This is a genomic window from Akkermansia sp. RCC_12PD (assembly GCF_036417355.1).
GTDB lineage: Bacteria > Verrucomicrobiota > Verrucomicrobiia > Verrucomicrobiales > Akkermansiaceae > Akkermansia.
The window spans coordinates 2,181,984-2,200,807 of sequence record NZ_CP143889.1 but is presented as its reverse complement, the minus strand read 5'-3'; the positions used below and the strand labels follow the sequence as shown (position 1 = coordinate 2,200,807).

Here is an 18,824-nt window from a genome sequence, read left to right as displayed (position 1 = left end):
GCCATCCGGCATAGAGGAAAAAGGCACACCTTTTCATCCATTCCAAACCGTTTACCGAATCCTGAACTTTCCAAATGTCTGCCACTCAAACGCACACCGGACGGCCGCTTTCCGAATTTCCTGCCACGGAAGACAAATCCCCTGTTGAAAACGGAGGCGGATCATGATAGTCTTTTTCCAGTTATGGCAAAACCGGCTCTGGGGAAAGGCTTTGACGCCCTCATCAATCAAAATCTGTCTCGTGAATCCTTGGCAACTCCCCAGGCGGGAGACGTCGTGCATCAGTTGTCCCATGCCTCCATCATCCCCAGTTCGCTCCAGCCGCGCGCCATTTTCACGCCAGAGCAGTTGGCTGAACTGGTGGATTCCATCAAGGAACACGGCATCATCCAGCCCCTGATCGTCCGCAAAACGGATGACAACAAGTATGAGCTGATCGCCGGGGAACGGCGCTGGCGCGCTTCCGGGATTCTGGGGCTTTCCACCGTACCCGCCATCATCCGGAAGGCTACGGACAAGGACGTGCTGGAACTGGCGCTGATTGAAAACCTTCAGCGCGAAAACCTGAGTCCGCTGGAAGAGGCCGCCGGCTATATGCGCCTCAAGGCGGAATTCAAGATGAAGCAGGGAGACATCGCCAAACGGGTGGGCAAATCCCGCGCGGCCGTAGCCAACAGCATGCGCCTTCTGGACCTGCCGCGGGCCGTCCAGGACATGCTGGGCAATTCCTTCATCAGCGTGGGACATGCCAAAGTGCTCCTTTCCCTGAAGAATCAGGACCAGCAGATTCAGCTTGGCCGCGACATCGTAAACAAAGGCTACACTGTCCGCCAGACGGAAAAGGCCATTCAGAAGATTCTCAACCCGCCTGATCCGGCTCCTCCCAGGAAGCCCTCTTCACCACAGTACAAGAAAATTTCCGGGGTGCTGGCCAAGCAGTTCGGCACACCGGTAAGCATTTCTGAACAGGGAGGCAAAGGCTCCATCGAGATCACTTTTTCCAGCAAGTCCGAATTCACCCGTATCCTGGAACTTCTGGGCCAGGATGAATGGGCTGGTTCCTGATAACCCCGCACCCCTTTTCTTCCATGATGCCCCGCATTGGACTCATTTTCTTGACGGCTCTGCTGGTGCAGTGCGGCAATCCTGAAAAAACTCGGGAAGCCCATCAGGAGACCATACCCGCCCAATTGCAGGAGACAGACAATTTCCTCGGCAGTAATTGCATGTACCATGCCGCACGGATTACGGATATGGGAGACAGAAGGCCGTCTTCCCCCGGCTACCGCAAGCAGCTGGACTATCTGAAAAGGGAGCTTTCCAAGCATGGCTGGGAATGCGTGGAACAGGCTTTTGAAGCGCCTACTCCGCAAGGACAAACCCAATTCGTCAATCTGCGGGCCCGCTATGGGAAAAATCCGGATTTCAAGACTCCGGTCCGCGGACTGCTGACCTGCCATATTGACACCAAAACGGGCATTCCCGACTTTACCGGAGCCAATGATGGAGCTTCCGCCGCAGCCGCCATTCTGGAAACGGCCCGCATCCTTTCCCGGGATCCGACACGCGCCGGACAGCTGGAACTGGTGTTTTTCGACGGAGAGGAAAGCTTTTCCCAGCACATTGACAGCGATGACGGCCTGTACGGCTCCAAATTTTATGCGTCCTCTCTGCCGAGACCGCTGCCGGAGTGGATGGTGAACCTGGACATGGTGGGCCGGCAGGGTAAAAAGATCAGGATTCCGGCCATGACGCCCCAGTCCATGTACCGGGTTTATTCCCTCGCCATTCGCGAACTGGGCTATTCTCCTGTGGAATGGGGAGTCTCCGCCTACGGCATCATCGACGACCACGTCCCCTTCATGGAACTGGGCATGGATACGCTGAACCTGATTGACGATTTCCAGGACGGCAACTGGTGGCACACCTCCAGAGACAACATGGAAATTCTGGGGGTGGATTCCTTCAAAAGCACCGGAGAAATGACTTTGCACATCTTGCGCCAGCTGCTGCCGGCTCCTCCTTCTACCTGAACCCGTTCCTCAACCCGTAACTCCCCTATCCTCCTATGTCCTTTACCTCTCCGTGGCTGCTCTGGACTCTCTTCGCAGCCTCCATTCCCATCATCATCCATCTGGTCAACCGCTGGCGCCACCGGTCCGTGCACTGGGCGGCCATGGAATTCCTGCTTCGCGCGGCCAGGGAAACCCGTGGAACCAAGAAGCTGCTGCATTACCTGATTCTGGCCCTGCGCGTGCTGGCCGTGGTGGCTCTTGTGACGGCGTTTGCTCGTCCCCTCCTCGGCAGCTTCTTTGGCTGGGGGAGTTCCGGACTGAATGAAGTGCTCCTCGTGCTGGACCGTTCCGCCTCCATGGATGCACGGCCGGACAAGACCAATTCTCTGCGAGACACGGTTCCGCCCCTGGTGAAATCCACCTTTGACCAACTGTCAAGCTGCCGCCTGTCCCTCCTTGACTCCACCACTGAAACCATTACCCAGATTCCCGCACCGGACGCCCTGGCAGACCTGACCGTCAGCAAAGTGACGGACGGCGGAGCGGACATCCCCTCCCTGCTCCAGAAGGCCATTCCCTATCTGGAGGAATCCGCCTCCGGAAAGACGGAAATCTGGATTGCCTCAGACATGCAATCGTCCTCCTGGCGGCCCAATTCTCCGGTATGGTCCAGCGTACGCCAGAGGCTGGCGGCTCTTCCCATTCCTCCTTCTATCCGTATCATGGCGCTGCGAGACAGGCCGGAAACCAACCGAGGCATCAGAATCACGCAGGCCCAGATCAACAACGGCAGGCTGGTGCTGGACATGGAGATTTTACGGCAGGGTTTCGATCCCAACCAGCCGGAGGAAGTTCCAGTGAACATTTCCGTAAATAACTCTGTAACTACCTCTACCCTCCAGCTGGCCGGGGAAACAACCACCATCCGCAAGGAAATCCCCCTGCCGCAGGACAAGGAATCCGGCTTCGGCTACGTTTCCCTGCCCCATGACGATTTTTCCAGGGACGACATTTCCTTCTTCACCTTCGCTCCCAAGCCCTTGGCAAACATCCTGATCAACGGACCTTCCGGGGAAGCGGGCAAAATCCTCTCCTTGATGGCCGCCCCCCCGGGACTTCCCGGAAGGAAGGCCACCATGCCGAATACCGTGCGTTCCGGACAGCTCAACCTTTCCTCCCAGGCCCTGGTGATCTGGCACGGCCCCCCCCCGCGGGCGGACATGGAAGAGAAGCTCAAGACTTTCATTGAAGAAGGCGGCCTGGTTCTCTTCCTTCCGGACGATACGGCCCACGGCACGCGCCGCCAGTTCCTGGGTGTCTCCTGGGGGGCGATGGAAATGGCCCCGGCCGACGAGTATTTCCGCGTGGAATCCTGGGACCGCCAGCGCGGCTTCCTCCGGGACGGCACGGATCAGACTTCCATCCCCGCCAACCGCCTCCGCGCCATCCGCCGGAAACCCCTGGCAGGCAAATACCGCGTTCTGGCCTCCTGGGACGACGGCACCTGTGCCCTGGGCCAGGTCAGGGCCGGAGCAGGTTCCGCCCTGTTCCTGACCACCCTGCCCAAATATTCCTGGTCCAATCTGGCGGACGGCCACCTGCTGCTCCCCCTTCTCCAGCGCATGGCGGACCGCGGCGCGGAACGCTTTTCCTCCGCCATTTCCCTGCGCGTGAATGATCCCGCCCTGCCCCAGTCTGCTACGGATGTTCCCATGCGCATGGACGACGCGCAGGGCTCCCATCCCTCCGGTTCTCCCGTGGACACAGCCGGCGTTTACCGCCTCGGTGCGCAGACCTATGCCGTCAACCGGCCGTGGTCGGAAGACAATCCTGACCAGATCACGGATGAAAAAATCCACATCCTCCTGCCGGACGCCGCCATCAGTGCCACGCAGGGCGGCGTTGAAAATCCCTCCCTGGTGCAGGAAGCCTGGAAGCTGTTCCTGCTGATCGCCCTGGGGTGCCTGCTTCTGGAAGCCCTCCTTTGCCTGCCCAAGCGCACGGCCAAACGCCCCATCCCCGCCAACCGCCTATGAACCTGAGCCTTCAACCCACCGTCCTGAGTGTCGCCGCGGCCGTTCTGGTCATGGCGGCCGGAATATGGATGAGCCGCATTTCCTGCAAGCGCAATCCCCGCCCGCTGACGTTCAAACTGGAAATACTGCGCCTGGTCATCCTGGGAGCCATATGCTTCCTGCTGTTCCAGCCGGAATGGGTCATCATTTCAGAGCCTAAGGAAAAGCCCAAGGTCTCCATCCTGGAAGACCGTTCGGGTTCCATGGAGACCCAGGACGTGGAAATCACCCCCCAGCACGTCGTTGCCCGCTCTGCGTATGTCCGGGAACTGCTCAAAGGCCATAGCACGGATTCCCTGAAAGAAACCCATGTAGTGGAAAATGCCCCGTTCAGCGTCCAGCCTGCCCCGGATTCCCAGGATTACGCCCTGGCATCTACGGATCTGGCCAAACCGCTGGAGGAAGCCATGCAGTCTTCCGACAACCTCCGCGCGGTCGTCATGTTCACGGACGGCAGCCATAATGCTTCCTCCTCCGTGCTGACACAGGCGCAGAGGATGCGTTCGCGCGGCATCCCCCTGTTCATCATCCCCGCCGGCAGCTCCGTTCCCCTGCCGGACCTGGCCCTCCAGGATGTGAAAGCCCCCACTTACGGCATCATCGGGGAAACGGTGCAAATCCCCTTCACGATTAAAAGCACTCTGGGCAGGGAAGTCAGGGCAACCCTTACCCTGTCTTCCAAAGACACCGGAAAGGCCGTCACCCGAACGGTCACCATCCCGGCGCAGGGGGAAGTATCCGACGCCGTGCTGTGGAAAATAGAAAAGGAAGGTTCCGAAACGCTGGAACTCAAGCTTCCCATCCAGCCGCAGGAACGGGTGCGTATCAACAACGCCTCCTCCTTCAGCATCGCCGGGCGCAGGGAGTCCATCAAGGTGCTGGTGATCGACACGCTGCCGCGCTGGGAATACCGTTTCATCCGCAACGCCCTGTACCGCGATCCGGGCGTGGACGTCCACACCCTTCTATTCCACCCCGGACTGAAGGAGATGGGAGAAGGCCCCGGGTACCTGGTCAAATTCCCGGAGAAAATGGAGGAACTGGCCCAATACGACGTCATCTTCATCGGCGACGTGGGCATGGGGAGCAAAGGGCTGACTCCGGAACAGGCCAAACTGCTCAAGGGGATGGTGGAACAGCAGGCCAGCGGCATTGTTTTCCTGCCCGGATACCAGGGCAAGCAAATGGAACTTCTTCAATCGGAGCTGGCAGACCTGATTCCCGTCACCTTCCTCACAAACAAGCCGGAAGGCACCACCCAGGCAGGCCCGTCCCCGCTCATTCTCACGCCGGAAGGCCGCGGCTCCCTGCTGACCATGCTGGCGGACACGGAGAGTGAAAACGAGGAGGTCTGGCGCAACCTGCCGGGCTTCAACTGGTACGCACCCGTGGAACGCCCCAAGGCGGGCACCACCGTGCTGGCCGTACACGCGGCAGACAAGAATGCCTACGGGCGCATACCCCTGATCGTCACCCAGTCCTACGGAAACGGGAAGGTGCTGTTCATGGGCACGGATTCTGCCTGGCGCTGGCGGCGCGGGGTGGAGGACAAATACCATTACCGGTTCTGGAGCCAGGTGGCGCGCTGGATGAGCTACCAGCGCAACATGGCCGCCGGAGAACGGATCCGATTGATTCCCAACCCGGAACGACCGCGCCTGGGAGATACCCTGACCGTCACGGCAATGGTATCTGACAAGCAGGGCGCACCCCTTCAGAACGGAGAAGTGTTCCTGGACATCACCGCACCGGAAGGCACAACGAGCCGGGTCCAGATGGAAAACATGGACCACACCTGGGGTTCCTTCACCGCCTCCGTCAAAATCAACCGTCCCGGCAAATGGATACTGGCGGCTTCGTCGTCCGACCAGCCTGACAAAGCTGTCATGCTGCCTGTCATCACCATGAATGAAACGCTGGAAAAAATCGGACAGCCCATCAATACCGCTCTGATGGAGGAAATGACTTCCATTACGCGCGGCCGCATGGTGAAAGCGGAAGAAATCCAGCAGCTTATCCGGGAAATCAAGGATCTGCCCGTGCCGCCTCCCATGGAAAAACGCATCCTGATCTGGTGCCATCCCTACACACTGGCCGCCCTGCTCGTTCTGCTCTCCCTGTTCTGGATAGGCAGAAAACTCAACGGAACCATTTAAACGGAACAACGCCCCGCCCATTCTCCGCAGGGATTTTCTTCCCGCACCGCCTCAACGGGCCGGAGAATCCTGCGCCTTCCTCTAGGGAGAGGAAGGCTGCGCAAATTTCAGCTTTACGCCAAACTTTTTCCAGGCTTCCGCCATGTCCTTCTGCACCTCCACCGGACTTTTGCCGTCCAGCAGAACGGCACGGGCCTTTTCCTGTTCTTCCGCATCCCAGGCCATGAGGTAGCGCCTGAGCCTGTCGGCCCTGCCCTCCCCTTCCAGATGGCACCAATAAACTGTCCACAGCAGATCGGCCCAGTATTCCGTGCCTTTTCCCTTTGGAGTCTGGTCATGTCCGGAGGCGGAATGGGAGGAGTCCCGCGCCAGCAGGTCCTCCAGCGCCGGGAGGGAATCCCGTCCCGCACGCAGGCTGCGTGGCAGCATGGCCGCCAGCCTTCCGGGAACCTTCCGGAAGACGGTTTCATCTTTTTCCCTGGGAAGAAACGCCATATAGGCGGAAAAACCGTCCACCAGCCAGTGCTCCACATCCAGAGACTGCATCACCCAGTGGGTAACGGCAAAACGGGGATCCACCGCATCCGGGTTGACCGGATTGCCCTTTTTGTCCCGCAGAAGCAGAGCCGTAAAACTGGTGGGGGAAAATTTGAGCCTGCCGTTCCGGAGGCCGGGAACCTTTTCCATCTCTTCCTCGCTGAAACACACCCGGACCAGATATTTGCGGGAGGGCTTGCGCGCCACCGTCAGATTCAGGGGGACCGCCGCCAGAGTTCGCAGAATGGATTCAAATCTCCGGGCAAGGGCCTCCTGTTCCGGCTTGGCCAGCCGCCCGGGGGATTCAATAATGAAATGGTCCGTCTCATAAATGCTCAGGTCGTCCGTCTCCTGAACGGTTTTCACGAGCAGAAAGCCGGCCAGACCCGCTCTCTGGGGCCAGTCCGCATTCCAATTCGGCTCCAGACGCGTATAGGACACGTCCCCTTTTCCCGTTTCGAGAGCGTTTCCGACATCCGTATCCGGCAAGGTTCCTCCGGACTTCACCCACTCCTGGATATATTCCTGATCGGCCCCGGAAAAGATGTTCCTGGGCACGGCGACCACCCGGCCGTCCTTCAGCTTCAAGTCCACCTCCGCATCACGGACGGCCACCAGCGCGGCTGTGACCGTCGCACCACGGTCATTCGTCCAGACGCGCGCATGAACGCCCCCGGCGAGGCTCAATCCGGCCAATGCGGACAATATCTTTACGGGGAGGATCATAGGGCTCCGTCTATACGCAAACGCTACCACAATGCCCCTCGGACGCAACCCTTTTTCAGGGCACGCCCCCGGCAACGGTGCCCCGCGGAAGAAGAAACCGCGCCTCCCTTCCGCGTCATGGCAACCGCCCGGAGGAGTTGACATGCCCCTTTAAAATCCATAACCTTGCCAAAGAAAGGAGAAGAATACATGCATATCAGACCGTTCAGAAAAAATCTTCCGGTGACCGTCGTCACTCTGATTGCGCTGGGCATCATGTTCTTCCTGTTCTTCATGCACCCCCATTCCCCGGAGGAATCCCTGGAATTCTACACTCCGGACGGCAATGGAGTGGGATCCTTCCGGGTGGACATTACGGAAGTGCTGGCCGACCCCGCGTATACGGAAATCAAGATCGTCCCGGAAGACATGGAATCCTTCCACCGCTTCATGGACAAATTCCGCAACAGGTCCGTAACGGCAAAAATCCCGGAACGGGGAAGCCATGCCATCGTTCCGGGCAGGGACATCCAGAATGACGGAATCCTGCGCCTTACCGGGAATTGACGCACACTCCTTTTCCAGACGGAAACGCCGGGAACAGGGAATTCACGATTCCGGCAGGATTTCCGGCCAGGGAGGGAGGAAAAGAGATGTCCTCGTTCCTGTTCCAGGAGCCATTAATCATGCCGGGTGGATTTTCCATGCGCATGGTTTCCGGCAAACAGCCTTCTCCTGCGTGAAAAGAAGCCTTCCGCGTTCCATGATCGGCATCCCGGCTCTCCCTGCCTACAGGGAACCGTCCTTCTTGTCCTCCAGGTCCCTGCCCCACCTCCGGGCCAGGATGGAACAAACCATCAACTGGAGCTGGTGGAAAATCATGATGGGGATGACCAGCAGACCGATGGGGGAACCGGCAAAAATCACGTTCATCATCGGGATGCCGGTAGCTAGGCTTTTTTTGGAACCGCAGAAGATGATCGCAATCCGGTCTTCCCGTGAAAAACGGAGCCTGCGGGAAAGAAAAGCCGTCAGCCAGAGAACGACCGCCAGTAGAACGGAGCAGAACCCCAGCACCTCCACCAGGGAAAGCCAGGGCAGGTTCTTCCAGACGCCGTTGATCATGGCATGGCTGAACGCCGTGTAAATAACCAGCCAGATCGTGCTGTGGTCCGTCCAGGAAGTGACGTTCCTGTGCGCCACCACCCATTTGCCTATCCAGCGCTGGGCGGCCTGCCCGGCCACAAACGGCACCAGGATAATGTAGCAAATGTTCAGGAAGGTAGAAAAGTCCACACCGTCCGACCCGCCGCGCGACCATACCAGCCCCACGAGAAGAGGAGTCAAAAACACCCCCAGCAGGCTGGAAACAGAAGCGGAACAAATGGCCGCCGCCACATTGCCTCCCGCCATGGAGGTGAACGCAATGCTGGACTGGACGGTAGAAGGCAGCATGCACACGTAGAGCATCCCCATGCACAGGTCGGGCCCCAGCACGGCATTCCACATGGGAATGCTCAGGATGCCCAGCAGGGGAAAGATCACGAAAGTGCTCGCGGCCACCAGGCTCTGAAGCCGCCAGTGCATCAGCCCCTCCCACACGGAGCGGCGGGAAAGCTTGGCTCCGTACAGGAAAAAGAGCAGGATGATGGCGGCATCGCTCAAGCGGCTGAAGACGGTATCCCACACGCCGGAACAAGGAACCAGAATCCCCGCGCTCACGCTTACCACCAGGCCGACGGTGAAACGGTCCAATTTGGAAAGGAATCCCGGCATGGAAAAAAGAATGATGAAAGAGGAGGGAATTCCCCCCCTTACTTGAAACGCACGGCGTGCTTCCTGCTCAGACGCAGAATGCTGCCGGGCGCCAGTTCAAGCGCGGAAGAGGGGTCCGTCACCTTGACGTCGTTCAACTGGATGGCGCCGGGAGTGAAATGCTCCTTGCGCAGCACGCCGTTGGATTTTTTCAACTGGAATACCGTTTCAAAGATGAAGCCCACCAAGGCCAGAGCATTCATTCCGCCGGGCAGGGAGGAGAGCTCCACTTCCGGCAAGTCCGCGGCGGCGAGATCCCTTTTGGAAAAACGGGTTTCCCAGTCCGCGCGCGCGGCGTCCGCAGCGGCGGCGTCATGGTAGCGGGCCGTGATCTTCCAGGCCAGCAGCTTTTTGGCTTCCATGGGGTGCAGTTCCATATCCCGCTTTTCCCCCAGAAGAACGAGGTAGTAGCGGTCCATCAGCTCATCGCTGGCGCTCATCATCTTGCCGAACATCATTTCCGGCGCTTCATCCACGCCCACGTAGTTTCCGTAGGATTTGGACATCTTGCGCACGCCGTCCAGCCCCTCCAGCAGAGGCATCGTCATGGCTATCTGGGGCATCATGCCCTGCTCTTTCTGTAAATCGCGCCCCACCAGAATGTTGAATAACTGGTCCGTGCCTCCCAGCTCCACGTCCGCACGGATTTCCACGGAATCCCAGCCCTGCATGATCGGATACTGGATTTCGTGCAGGCGCACCTCCTTGCCGCTTTCCATGCGGGCCTTGAAGTCCTCGCGTGCCAGCATCTGCTGCATGGTGACGCGAGCATTGAGTTTCAGCACCTCTTCATAAGACATCTTGCGGAACCAGTCCCCGTTGTACACAATTTCCGTCTTGTCCCGGTCCAGAATCTTGAAAGCCTGCTTGGTATACGTCTCCGCATTGGCCAGCACCTGTTCGCGGGACAGGGGGGGGACGCGTCACGGAACGGCCGCTGGGGTCTCCGATGGTGGCGGTAAAGTCCCCGATGAGCAAGACGGCCTGATGGCCCAGTTCCTGGAACTGGCGCAGCTTTTCAATGGCCACCGTATGACCGAGGTGAATGTCTGGCGCAGTAGGGTCCACACCCAGTTTCACACGCAGGGGGCGCCCCAGCTTGAGGCGTTCCTTCAACTCTTCACGGCTGATCACGACGGCGGTGCCGCCCATCAACATGTCTAATTGCTCATCTATAGTCATTGATCTGGCGCATAGAGTGCCGGGGGCCCCGTACCTTTTCAAGCTTATATCCTGTGCGCGAAGCATTAGACCCGGCAAACGCCCGGCCGGAACCGCAGCCATGCGCCGGAACAAATCCGCTCCCTCCCGTCCGTGCGCCTGGATGGCCATACGGATGTAGCCGAAAGAATATTGCCGTGTACTTATCCGCCGCGGAGAGACCGGCAGGCCCCTGTTCACGGGATGCGGTGCTCCGGAATCTCCGGGCAAAAGGCGGATGCCTCAGATGGTACGGTAAAGGTGAGGATAAGTGGTACGCTGAACGGCGGCGTAATGCGGACGCGGCCTGGGACCGGGCCTGTTCTGGTTGTTGTGCCAGCCGTTGTCGTGGTTGTTGTGATTGTAATGGTGGGAGGGACCGGGCCGGTAATAGTCGCGGTCATGATGGTGGCAGCCCGCGGCCAGGACGACGGCGGCCATTGCTGCAAGAATAGTTATTATTTTAATTTTCATATACAAAGAGTAAGACCACTTTGGACATGAAATACGAAGGGAAAAAGTCTGTCACCCCATCAAACGCTCCCTATTGACAAAGAAAACAGCTCCCAGCACGCACAGGAAAGCCCAGAGGTAATCCCACTTCCATTTCTCCCCGATGTAGAACAGGGCGAAGGGCACAAAGACGCACAGCGTGATCACCTCCTGCATAATTTTGAGCTGCGCCACGTTCAGGCCGCCCGCATTGCCGATACGGTTGGCGGGAATCATAAAGCAATATTCAAAGAACGCCAGCCCCCAGCTCATCAGGATAATGAGCAGCAGGGGTTTGTCGTCCACCGGGGAACCCTTCTTCAAATGGCCGTACCATGCCCACGTCATGAAGACGTTGGAAACGACCAGCATCGCAATCGTCAAAGCAACTTTCATTCTTTTAAAAAATCAATCCTTGGAGGACTTCGGGTCCAGCGCGTCCCGCAGTCCGTCCCCCAGAAAATTCAGCGCCAGCAGGGTCACGGAGAACAGCAGGGCCGGGAACAGGAGCAGTTCCGGGCTCACTTCCATCCGGTCCGCTCCCTCCTTGATGAGCGTGCCCCAGGAAGAATTGGGGGCCTTTACGCCCAATCCCAGAAAGGAAAGGACGGCTTCCAGCAGCATGATTCCCGGTACGGCCAGCGTCGTGTACACGATCACGGAGCCGAACAAATTCGGAGCTATGTGGCGGAAGAGGATTTTTACATGCCCTAAGCCCAGGGAACGGGCCGCCTCCACAAATTCCCGCCCTTTCAATTCCAGAGTCTGCGTGCGGACGATACGCGCCAGCGTAAGCCACCCCAGCGCACCGATGGCAATGAAGAGCGGAATAAGCCCGGTAATGGGGCTCACCATTTCCACGGACCATCCGGTAATGTCGGATATCCACTGCGTGAGCTGCCGGGAAGGGTCCTCCACGGAGAGGGAGAAAATGATCACCAGCACAATGAACGGCAGAGCGAAAAGCACGTCCACCAGGCGCATCATCAGGGCATCCAGCCTGCCCCCGGCATAGCCGGAAACCAAGCCATACGCCACGCCGATGACCAGGGACACGCCCGTGGCGACCACGCCGACCAGCAGGGAGATGCGGCCGCCGTACAGCACGCGCGCCAGAAGATCCCGCCCCAGCTGGTCCGTGCCGAACCAGTGGTCCCAGGAAGGGGCTTCCGCGATGCGCGACAGGTCCTGCACATTGGGATGCGGAAGCCACGGCAGCAGGGGCACCAGAAAACAGGAGGCCACGATCAGGACCAGGGCCAGCAGGGAGCACATGGCCGCACTGTTTCTAGAAAGCCGCAGAAAAGCGTCCTTCCACAGAGAGGAACCCTGTTCCTCCGGCACGTTCAGGCTTTCTTTTTTCATGACTCCACTCTCAGTCTCGGGTTAACGGCCATCTGAACCAGGTCTACAGCCAGATTGGCCGCGACGATCAGAATGCCGTAAAACAACACCAGCCCCTGGATGAGGAAATAATCCCGGTCCGTGGTAGCGTTCACGAAGTGCTGGCCCATTCCGGGCACCTGAAAGCAGGTTTCCACCACGAAAGAGCCGGTAATCATGGCGGCAAAAGCCGGCCCCAGATAGGAAATGGCCGGAATCAGGCCGCCACGCAGGGCATGCTTCCAGACTACCCGGAAAGGCCCTGCTCCCTTGGCTCGGGCCGTCCTGATGAAATCCTGGCTCAGAACCTCAAGCATGCCGCCGCGCGTCAGCCGGGCGAGGTAGGCGGCGTTTACGAGACCCAGCGTCAGAGCCGGCAGCAGCACGCAGCCGGGGGTGTCCCACCCCGCCACGCTCAGGCCGGGCACATGCATACCCAGCCCCACGCCCAGCAGCGGAGCCACGACGAAGGCGGGAACGCAGATGCCCGCCATGGACACCAGCATCACCCACCAGTCAATCCAGCGGTTTTTATACAGGGCGCCCAGAATGCCGGCGGGAATCCCCACCATGATGGAAATCACCATGCCGAGGACGCCCAGATGGAGGGAAACCGGGAAGGACTGCCCGATCATGTCCGCCACGCTGATGCCCTCCTTCACCAGGGAAGGCCCCAGGTCGCCGTGGGCCAGCATGTTCCACCAATAGCGCCCGTACTGGACAAGGGCGCTCTGGTCCAGCCCGTAACTGGCCTGCAACTGGTGCAGAACGTGTTCGGGCAGCTTCTTTTCCCCCATGAAGGGGTGGCCGGGGAGCATGCGGATCAGGAAAAACGTCACCGTTTCCAGCACAAAGAGGACCAGGATCCCCTGCCCCATGCGTTTCAGGATCATCCTGGTCACGGCCGTTCCCCCTTTCTTGCGGCCTGCGGGGCGCGCAGGCTGATATCTTCAAACAAATGGTTGTCCAGCAGGAGGGGATGCCAGCCCTGCACCTCCGGCCTCTTCAGGTAGGAGCGCCTGGCCCAGTACAGCGGAATCACGGGGGATTCCGACAGCATCAGGGCTTCCGCGCGGGCCAGCAGGGCCATGCGCTTTGTCTGGTCCCCCGTGGCCCGGCTTTCCGCCAGCAGGCGTTCATATTCCGGATGTGACCAGCCCGTGTTGTTGTTGCCGGAAGCGGCGCTCCACAAATCCAGAAAACTGGACGGGTCCAGGTAATCCCCGGACCAGGAGGAGGAACTCAAATCATACTGCATGGAATTTTGGGCGAATTTGTAGGCGGTCCATTCACAGGAACGTATCTCCACATGAATCCCCAAGTGTTTTTTCCACATGCCCTGGATGGCCTCCGCCATCGTCTTCTGCACCTCGCGGGAAGTAGTCATCAATTCCAGCCGGGGGAATCCCTCCCCACCGGGAAACCCGGCCTCCGCCAGCAGGGCGCGCGCCTTTTCCGGATTGAATTCCACGCCGTGCGGCGTGCTGTACCCCGCGCCGTGCGGCGTGAAGCCGAAGCACGGCTGGCCTCCCCCGCACACCACGTCCCGCACCAGCGCCTCCCTGTCCACGGCCATGGAAAGGGCCTTCCGCACGCGGGCGTCCTTCAACGGCCCGTGCCCGGTATTCAGCCGGTAAAAAATAGTCACGTAATAATCGTCCTGGCAGAAGTCCGCGCCGCCGCGCTCCCGTGCGTACGCCGTCATCTCCGGCGGCACGTTGTTGGTCACGTGCATCTTGCCGTTGAAAAACATGCGGGTTTCCGTAAATCCGTTCACGGTGGGAAGAAAGCGGACTCCGTTCAGGCGGACCGCCGCGGCATTCCGGTACCGGGGATTCCGCCTCACCTCCACATAGTCATTGAAACGGTGCTCCGCCATCACAAAAGGACCGTTGCCCACGGCCGCTCCGGGCCTGGTCCATGCCCCCGCCCGGCTCAGCATGCCTCCATGGGCCTCCACTGCATGGCGGGGGACCGGAAACCAGGTGCAGTGCAAAAGCAGCAGGGGAAGCTGGGGCATCGGGGAGCGCATCGCCAGCTCCAGGGTATGGTCGTCCACGGCGCGCGCGCCCACATGCGCGGCATCCCACAAATCAGGGCGTCCGGCGCGGACGTCTTCCAGCATGATGGCCGCCATCCGTTTTGCGGCACCCGCCGGCATTCCGGCGGGCCATTCCATCAGGAACGGCTCCCGGGCCAGTTCTTCCAGTTCCGGGGCATCCATGCCGTCCAGCTTCTTCCAGTCCACGCAGTCCATCAGGGCCGCATCCAGCCTGTATTCCGCGGCAAATGCGGAGCCGGGACCGCATAAAATCAGACTGCGGAAATTCCTGTTGTACGCCTCCGCATTCTTCAGGGGATAAAGCATATCCGCATACCTGCCGCCGAATTCCGGATGCAACAAGCGATGATAGGCATACACGAAGTCATGGGCCGTCAGCGGAGTCCCGTCGCTCCACACGGCATCCTTCCGCAGGAAAAACCGCCATACGTCCGCTTCCGGATTGTGCGCCCACGATTCCGCCACGGCGGGATGAAAAACGGAATCCTTCCGGGAATCCCCGCGCAGCAGCCCCTCCATCACGGCATTGATGATCTTGAAGTCGGAAACGGAGGTGGCTACGTGCGGATCAAAACTCTGGGGCTCCGTGTTATTACCCACAATCAGAATCCCGTCTTCCTGCGCCCGTTCCACGCTGGTATGCGTGTCGCATCCTGCAAGCAGGAACATCACGCAGAAAATCATGAACAGGCGCATGGCCGGATTCTGTCAGGTTTCCGCTGTCCACGCAAGATTTCACCTGAAAGAAATTCACTTTGCGGGCTGACGTGATTCTGGTCTTTTCCTGGTCGTCTGCACTCCAAACTGGCTTTTCCCGAATATCCCCCTATCATTTTTCCATGTTTAAATTCAAACATCATCTGTTTTGCCTCCTGGCCTTGTTTGCAGGCGCCTCCCTGGCGGCAGCGGCGGCAGACACGGCCCCCTGGCTCAGGGCCTGGATCAATGGGGAAGAAATAACGGGAACCACGTTGGAAAGCCGCTACAGCACCCCGGACGACGAACCTGCCAGTCCCGTCATCCGCTGGGAAAGGAGTGATTCGAGAAACGGCAAACCCATTCTTGTCCAGCAGGGAAAGGACAAGGAATCGTACACGCTGACGGACAAGGACGCAGGCCAGTACTTCCGCATCATCGTGGGCAGCGGCACGAAAGACGCCATTGCCAGTCCGTGGATAGGTCCGGTGATCACGGAAAAACAGGCGGAAAGCATCAATAACCGCTTTGATTCCGCCAACACCTACCAGGAAAATGTGGATGCCCTTCAGAAAGAGCTGTCGGAAAAACTCAAAGACGCCGTCTATTTCACCGTGGAAACCGGCCAGCTCCACGGTTCACCCTACGCCATGGTCAATAACGAACGGGTGCCTCTTCCTGAAGATATCCGGCCCTTCCGGGAAAACGGGAAAATCTATGTAAACCAGCCTTTTGTTCAAGCCGTTTTCAAAAAGGAACTGCCCGACGAGATCATGGAGGAAGCGGGGGGCCAGAAAGCCTACGAAATAGGCAACGCAGCCAGGGCGCTGAAACTCAATCTCTGGCTGGGGGACAAGGAGAAGGCGCCCGTACCCAATTTCCGGCTTCAGCCCATGGCCGAGGGCTTGGTGGTCTTCACTCCGGAGAAAAACATCTTCTCCCCGGTCAAGGACCGCGACCTGGTCAATGAAGCCATTAACCGGCTCTTCGACTTCAAGGCCAATGAAGAACAGCTCCAATGGTTCCGAGACGCCAAATTTGGCATGTTCATCCACTGGAACCCTTCCTCATTGCTGGAACGGGAAATCAGTTGGGAACGCAATGCCGCCCGTCCCTTTGACAGCAACAGCGGCAAGAAAAACGTCATGGATTTCGAATACGATTCCACTTACCGCCGTTTCAATCCCAAACAATATGACCCCAAAAAATGGATATCCGTCGCCAGGAAGAGCGGCATGAAATATGCCGTGCTGACGAGCAAGCACCACGACAGTTTCTGCAACTTCCCCTCTGCCTACGATACGTTTACCATCACCAATACCCCTTACGGCAAGGACATTGTGGGCCAATTTGCAGCGGCGGTGCATGCGGCCGGGCTTAAACTAGGCTTCTACTACTCCGGACGGGACTGGTACAACCCCTATTACCTGACCAACCAGCATTACCGCTATCTGGAATATTACTTCGGACAAATCAGCGAACTGCTTACCCGCTACGGGCAGGTGGACATCATCTGGTTCGACAACCTGGGCAACAGCTCCCTCAACCAGTGGGATCCCCGCACCATGATCCGCCGCATCAAGCAATACCAGCCCGACATTCTGATCAACAACCGCATGAACGGCACCAGAGGAGGCAACAAGGGTCCCCTGGCGGAAGACCTGAAAGGCGATTTTCTGACTCCGGAATGCAAGCTGGGACCGTTCAATGACAAAACTCCCTGGGAAAGCTGCATGACAGTGGCCGACATTCCCGGCACCCGCTGGACAGGCAACTGGTCCTACACCTCCAAAGCCAAAGTCAAGCCACTGGAAGAATCCATCAAATTCCTGATCAACAACACAGTCAAGGACGGAAACCTGCTTTACAACATCGGGCCGACTCCGCTGGGCACCTTCGTCCCCGAACAGGCCGATACCTTCCTGGCCATGGGCAAGTGGATCGCCCCCTACCGTGAGGCTATCTACGGCACGCGCGGCGGCCCCTACAAGGATATGCCCTGGGGCGGAAGCTGCTACAAAATGAACCGCAACGGCAAAAAAACCGTTTACCTCCACGTCAGCCCCCTGATTGCGCAGAAAGGAAAAGAACTGAAAGGTTCCGAACACCTGTTCATCAAGGATACGGGTGAGAAATTCACTAAGGCGACAATAATCGTGGACGGCAAGTTCAACGGAAAGAAAGCCAAGCTGGAGAAGGAAGACGGCCAGTACAAAATCACGCTTCCCGAAGGCATGTCCTGGGACAAATGGGATACCGTCATCAAGCTTCAATAACCTCTCTTTTACATCAGGAAACAGACAAGGCAACAAGTCGGTCCCGGTATCATCCGGGGCCGGCTTTTATTCTATAGGAAGACTCATGGGCCGTCCTTCGAGCTGCTTCCCGTTCCTGCAAAAACCATCAAAGGAACGTACGGAACAACATTTCCTCAGGCAGCGCAGGTTTCTTCCGCACTTGTTCACGCAAATGGCTTCCGCAAGCATAAAAAACCCCGCAATGGCCATGCGGGCCGTTGCGGGGCACTCCCCCGTATCAGGAGGGAAAAAACAGTGTCAGCTACTTGTTCTGAGCTTTTTTAGCAGCTTCAATCTGAGCCTTGATCCGGTCCTTGTTGGCAAGGATTCCAGCCTTGATGCGGGGGGCCTGCTGGCCCGCTTCCGTACCAGGCTTCAATTCCGCGACCTTGTCCAGAATCAGTACGGCGCCGTCCACATCACCTGTAGAATTCAGGAAAGTGCCGAATTCCATCATCAGCAATTCCTGCTGGGTTTCCGGAAGAAGTTTGTCGCGGTCGGGATAGGACTTCACTACCTGAAGAGCTTCGGCGGGCGTGGTATTGGCCGTCATTTTGCCGGCCAGGTAATCCTGCACTTCCTTCCGTTCCTTCTTGAGCTGGTCGGCGTGGGCATCCGCAGCTTTCAGACCGGACTTGTCGTCCTTGTCCAGCTTCTTGATTTCCGCTTTCACGTCACCGTAGAAATTGTCCACATACTCTTTGGGGGCCAGCTTAAGAACTTCCATTAGCGCAGCAACCTTGGCTTCATCCGTGGAAGCCTTCGCAACGCTGGCTTCCGCCGCCTGGAGGGCTTCCTTATTCTTCAGGGCGTCCTGCATGGCTTTCACGACGTCTTCCCTGGGCCTTCCGCCAACAAAGCCTCCAAAGGGCTTGCCGGAAGCATCCGCAAATACTACGGTCGGAAATCCCGTCACGCCGTACTGTTCGGCAAGCTTCTGATTGGCCGCCTTCATTTCAGCGGACTGTTCCTTGCCGCGCGGATAATCCAGTTCCAGCAGCACAAAGTTCTTTTGAGCTTCCTTCTGGAAATCAGGCTTGCTGAACACATTGGCGCGGAGCTGCATGCAGGGCGGACACCAGTCGGAACCGGTGAACTCGATCATCAAGTCCTTCTTCTGTTCGGCAGCTTCCTTTTTGGCGGCGTCCATATCGGTCAGCCATCCCTCCGCGGCAAAGCAGGGTGCGATGCAGGCGGCAACAACTATTGGCAGAATTTGTCTAATCATAGCTACAATCAATATTGAAGGGTCGGACACACGCCGTCAATCTCCCGTTCAATCATTTTTAGAAAACAACCAAAATGGCGCATCATATCCGGTGAAAATGACAGATGGACCAAATACGGCCATCAAACGCCATCCTTATTTCCCATAGGAAGGAATCGGGAAA

16 protein-coding genes are annotated in these 18,824 nt (G+C 58.4%); 6 read left to right on the top strand and 10 right to left on the bottom strand.

What is annotated here, in order from left to right; genetic code table 11:
• Nucleotides 1–183 precede the first annotated feature (183 nt).
• The 4 genes from V3C20_RS09295 to V3C20_RS09280 are packed head-to-tail and all read left to right on the top strand — an operon-like array spanning nucleotide 184 to nucleotide 6,246.
• Entirely contained in the window at nucleotides 184–1,065 is an 882-nt protein-coding gene (locus V3C20_RS09295; protein WP_161981405.1) for a ParB/RepB/Spo0J family partition protein, read from the top strand.
• A 23-nt stretch (nucleotides 1,066–1,088) separates the two neighbouring features.
• Nucleotides 1,089–2,033 (top strand): M28 family peptidase, encoded by a 945-nt coding sequence (locus V3C20_RS09290; protein WP_161981406.1) that lies wholly within the window; start codon nucleotides 1,089–1,091, stop codon nucleotides 2,031–2,033.
• A 35-nt stretch (nucleotides 2,034–2,068) separates the two neighbouring features.
• A complete protein-coding gene (locus V3C20_RS09285; RefSeq protein ID WP_130084550.1) occupies nucleotides 2,069–4,051 on the top strand; it encodes a BatA domain-containing protein in 1,983 nt (660 codons plus the stop codon).
• On the top strand, nucleotides 4,048–6,246 hold the full coding sequence (locus V3C20_RS09280; RefSeq protein ID WP_130084551.1) for a glutamine amidotransferase: 2,199 nt from the start codon (nucleotides 4,048–4,050) through the stop codon (nucleotides 6,244–6,246). Before V3C20_RS09285 ends, V3C20_RS09280 begins: the two co-directional genes overlap by 4 nt.
• An 81-nt stretch (nucleotides 6,247–6,327) precedes the next feature.
• Here the strand turns inward: V3C20_RS09280 and V3C20_RS09275 are convergent, their stop codons facing one another.
• A complete protein-coding gene (locus tag V3C20_RS09275) occupies nucleotides 6,328–7,509 on the bottom strand; it encodes a hypothetical protein (protein WP_161981407.1) in 1,182 nt (393 codons plus the stop codon).
• Nucleotides 7,510–7,698: 189 nt separating this feature from the next.
• On the opposite strand from V3C20_RS09275, the gene V3C20_RS09270 reads away from it, so the two are divergent.
• Complete coding sequence (locus V3C20_RS09270; RefSeq protein WP_130084553.1) at nucleotides 7,699–8,055, top strand: hypothetical protein; 357 nt, start codon at nucleotides 7,699–7,701, stop codon at nucleotides 8,053–8,055.
• A 222-nt stretch (nucleotides 8,056–8,277) separates the two neighbouring features.
• Here the strand turns inward: V3C20_RS09270 and V3C20_RS09265 are convergent, their stop codons facing one another.
• The 8 genes from V3C20_RS09265 to V3C20_RS09230 all read right to left on the bottom strand — a co-directional run bounded on the left by V3C20_RS09265 (nucleotide 8,278) and on the right by V3C20_RS09230 (nucleotide 15,136).
• A complete protein-coding gene (locus tag V3C20_RS09265) occupies nucleotides 8,278–9,264 on the bottom strand; it encodes a bile acid:sodium symporter family protein (RefSeq protein WP_130084554.1) in 987 nt (328 codons plus the stop codon).
• 38 nt (nucleotides 9,265–9,302) lie between these two features.
• Nucleotides 9,303–10,199, bottom strand: coding sequence for a tyrosine--tRNA ligase (gene tyrS / locus V3C20_RS09260; protein WP_330935360.1), 897 nt, complete (start codon nucleotides 10,197–10,199; stop codon nucleotides 9,303–9,305).
• Nucleotides 10,093–10,461 (bottom strand): hypothetical protein, encoded by a 369-nt coding sequence (locus V3C20_RS09255; protein WP_330935359.1) that lies wholly within the window; start codon nucleotides 10,459–10,461, stop codon nucleotides 10,093–10,095. Before V3C20_RS09255 ends, tyrS begins: the two co-directional genes overlap by 107 nt.
• A gap of 285 nt (nucleotides 10,462–10,746) precedes the next feature.
• On the bottom strand, nucleotides 10,747–10,944 hold the full coding sequence (locus V3C20_RS09250) for a hypothetical protein (RefSeq protein ID WP_149873794.1): 198 nt from the start codon (nucleotides 10,942–10,944) through the stop codon (nucleotides 10,747–10,749).
• A gap of 84 nt (nucleotides 10,945–11,028) precedes the next feature.
• Nucleotides 11,029–11,391 (bottom strand): DMT family protein, encoded by a 363-nt coding sequence (locus V3C20_RS09245; protein WP_130084557.1) that lies wholly within the window; start codon nucleotides 11,389–11,391, stop codon nucleotides 11,029–11,031.
• A gap of 12 nt (nucleotides 11,392–11,403) precedes the next feature.
• Nucleotides 11,404–12,360, bottom strand: coding sequence for an ABC transporter permease (locus V3C20_RS09240; RefSeq protein WP_130084558.1), 957 nt, complete (start codon nucleotides 12,358–12,360; stop codon nucleotides 11,404–11,406).
• A complete protein-coding gene (locus V3C20_RS09235) occupies nucleotides 12,357–13,271 on the bottom strand; it encodes an ABC transporter permease (RefSeq protein WP_130084585.1) in 915 nt (304 codons plus the stop codon). The genes V3C20_RS09240 and V3C20_RS09235 overlap by 4 nt, the downstream gene beginning before the upstream one ends.
• Nucleotides 13,272–13,276: 5 nt before the next feature.
• The gene (locus tag V3C20_RS09230) at nucleotides 13,277–15,136 is read right to left on the bottom strand and encodes a peptide ABC transporter substrate-binding protein (RefSeq protein ID WP_130084559.1); all 1,860 of its coding nucleotides are present in this window, start codon (nucleotides 15,134–15,136) and stop codon (nucleotides 13,277–13,279) included.
• 143 nt (nucleotides 15,137–15,279) lie between these two features.
• On the opposite strand from V3C20_RS09230, the gene V3C20_RS09225 reads away from it, so the two are divergent.
• The gene (locus V3C20_RS09225; protein WP_130084560.1) at nucleotides 15,280–17,412 is read left to right on the top strand and encodes an alpha-L-fucosidase; all 2,133 of its coding nucleotides are present in this window, start codon (nucleotides 15,280–15,282) and stop codon (nucleotides 17,410–17,412) included.
• A 283-nt stretch (nucleotides 17,413–17,695) separates the two neighbouring features.
• Here the strand turns inward: V3C20_RS09225 and V3C20_RS09220 are convergent, their stop codons facing one another.
• On the bottom strand, nucleotides 17,696–18,661 hold the full coding sequence (locus V3C20_RS09220) for a thioredoxin family protein (RefSeq protein WP_130084561.1): 966 nt from the start codon (nucleotides 18,659–18,661) through the stop codon (nucleotides 17,696–17,698).
• Nucleotides 18,662–18,824: the final 163 nt, after the last annotated feature.

Coding starts and splice junctions, on each gene's coding strand:
- V3C20_RS09295 (WP_161981405.1), top strand. CDS start 184: ATGGCAAAACCGGCTCTGGGGAAAGGCTTTGACGCCCTCATCAATCAA.
- V3C20_RS09290 (WP_161981406.1), top strand. CDS start 1,089: ATGATGCCCCGCATTGGACTCATTTTCTTGACGGCTCTGCTGGTGCAG.
- V3C20_RS09285 (WP_130084550.1), top strand. CDS start 2,069: ATGTCCTTTACCTCTCCGTGGCTGCTCTGGACTCTCTTCGCAGCCTCC.
- V3C20_RS09280 (WP_130084551.1), top strand. CDS start 4,048: ATGAACCTGAGCCTTCAACCCACCGTCCTGAGTGTCGCCGCGGCCGTT.
- V3C20_RS09275 (WP_161981407.1), bottom strand. CDS start 7,509: ATGATCCTCCCCGTAAAGATATTGTCCGCATTGGCCGGATTGAGCCTC.
- V3C20_RS09270 (WP_130084553.1), top strand. CDS start 7,699: ATGCATATCAGACCGTTCAGAAAAAATCTTCCGGTGACCGTCGTCACT.
- V3C20_RS09265 (WP_130084554.1), bottom strand. CDS start 9,264: ATGCCGGGATTCCTTTCCAAATTGGACCGTTTCACCGTCGGCCTGGTG.
- V3C20_RS09255 (WP_330935359.1), bottom strand. CDS start 10,461: ATGTTGATGGGCGGCACCGCCGTCGTGATCAGCCGTGAAGAGTTGAAG.
- V3C20_RS09250 (WP_149873794.1), bottom strand. CDS start 10,944: ATGGCCGCCGTCGTCCTGGCCGCGGGCTGCCACCATCATGACCGCGAC.
- V3C20_RS09245 (WP_130084557.1), bottom strand. CDS start 11,391: ATGAAAGTTGCTTTGACGATTGCGATGCTGGTCGTTTCCAACGTCTTC.
- V3C20_RS09240 (WP_130084558.1), bottom strand. CDS start 12,360: ATGAAAAAAGAAAGCCTGAACGTGCCGGAGGAACAGGGTTCCTCTCTG.
- V3C20_RS09235 (WP_130084585.1), bottom strand. CDS start 13,271: ATGATCCTGAAACGCATGGGGCAGGGGATCCTGGTCCTCTTTGTGCTG.
- V3C20_RS09230 (WP_130084559.1), bottom strand. CDS start 15,136: ATGCGCCTGTTCATGATTTTCTGCGTGATGTTCCTGCTTGCAGGATGC.
- V3C20_RS09225 (WP_130084560.1), top strand. CDS start 15,280: ATGTTTAAATTCAAACATCATCTGTTTTGCCTCCTGGCCTTGTTTGCA.
- V3C20_RS09220 (WP_130084561.1), bottom strand. CDS start 18,661: ATGATTAGACAAATTCTGCCAATAGTTGTTGCCGCCTGCATCGCACCC.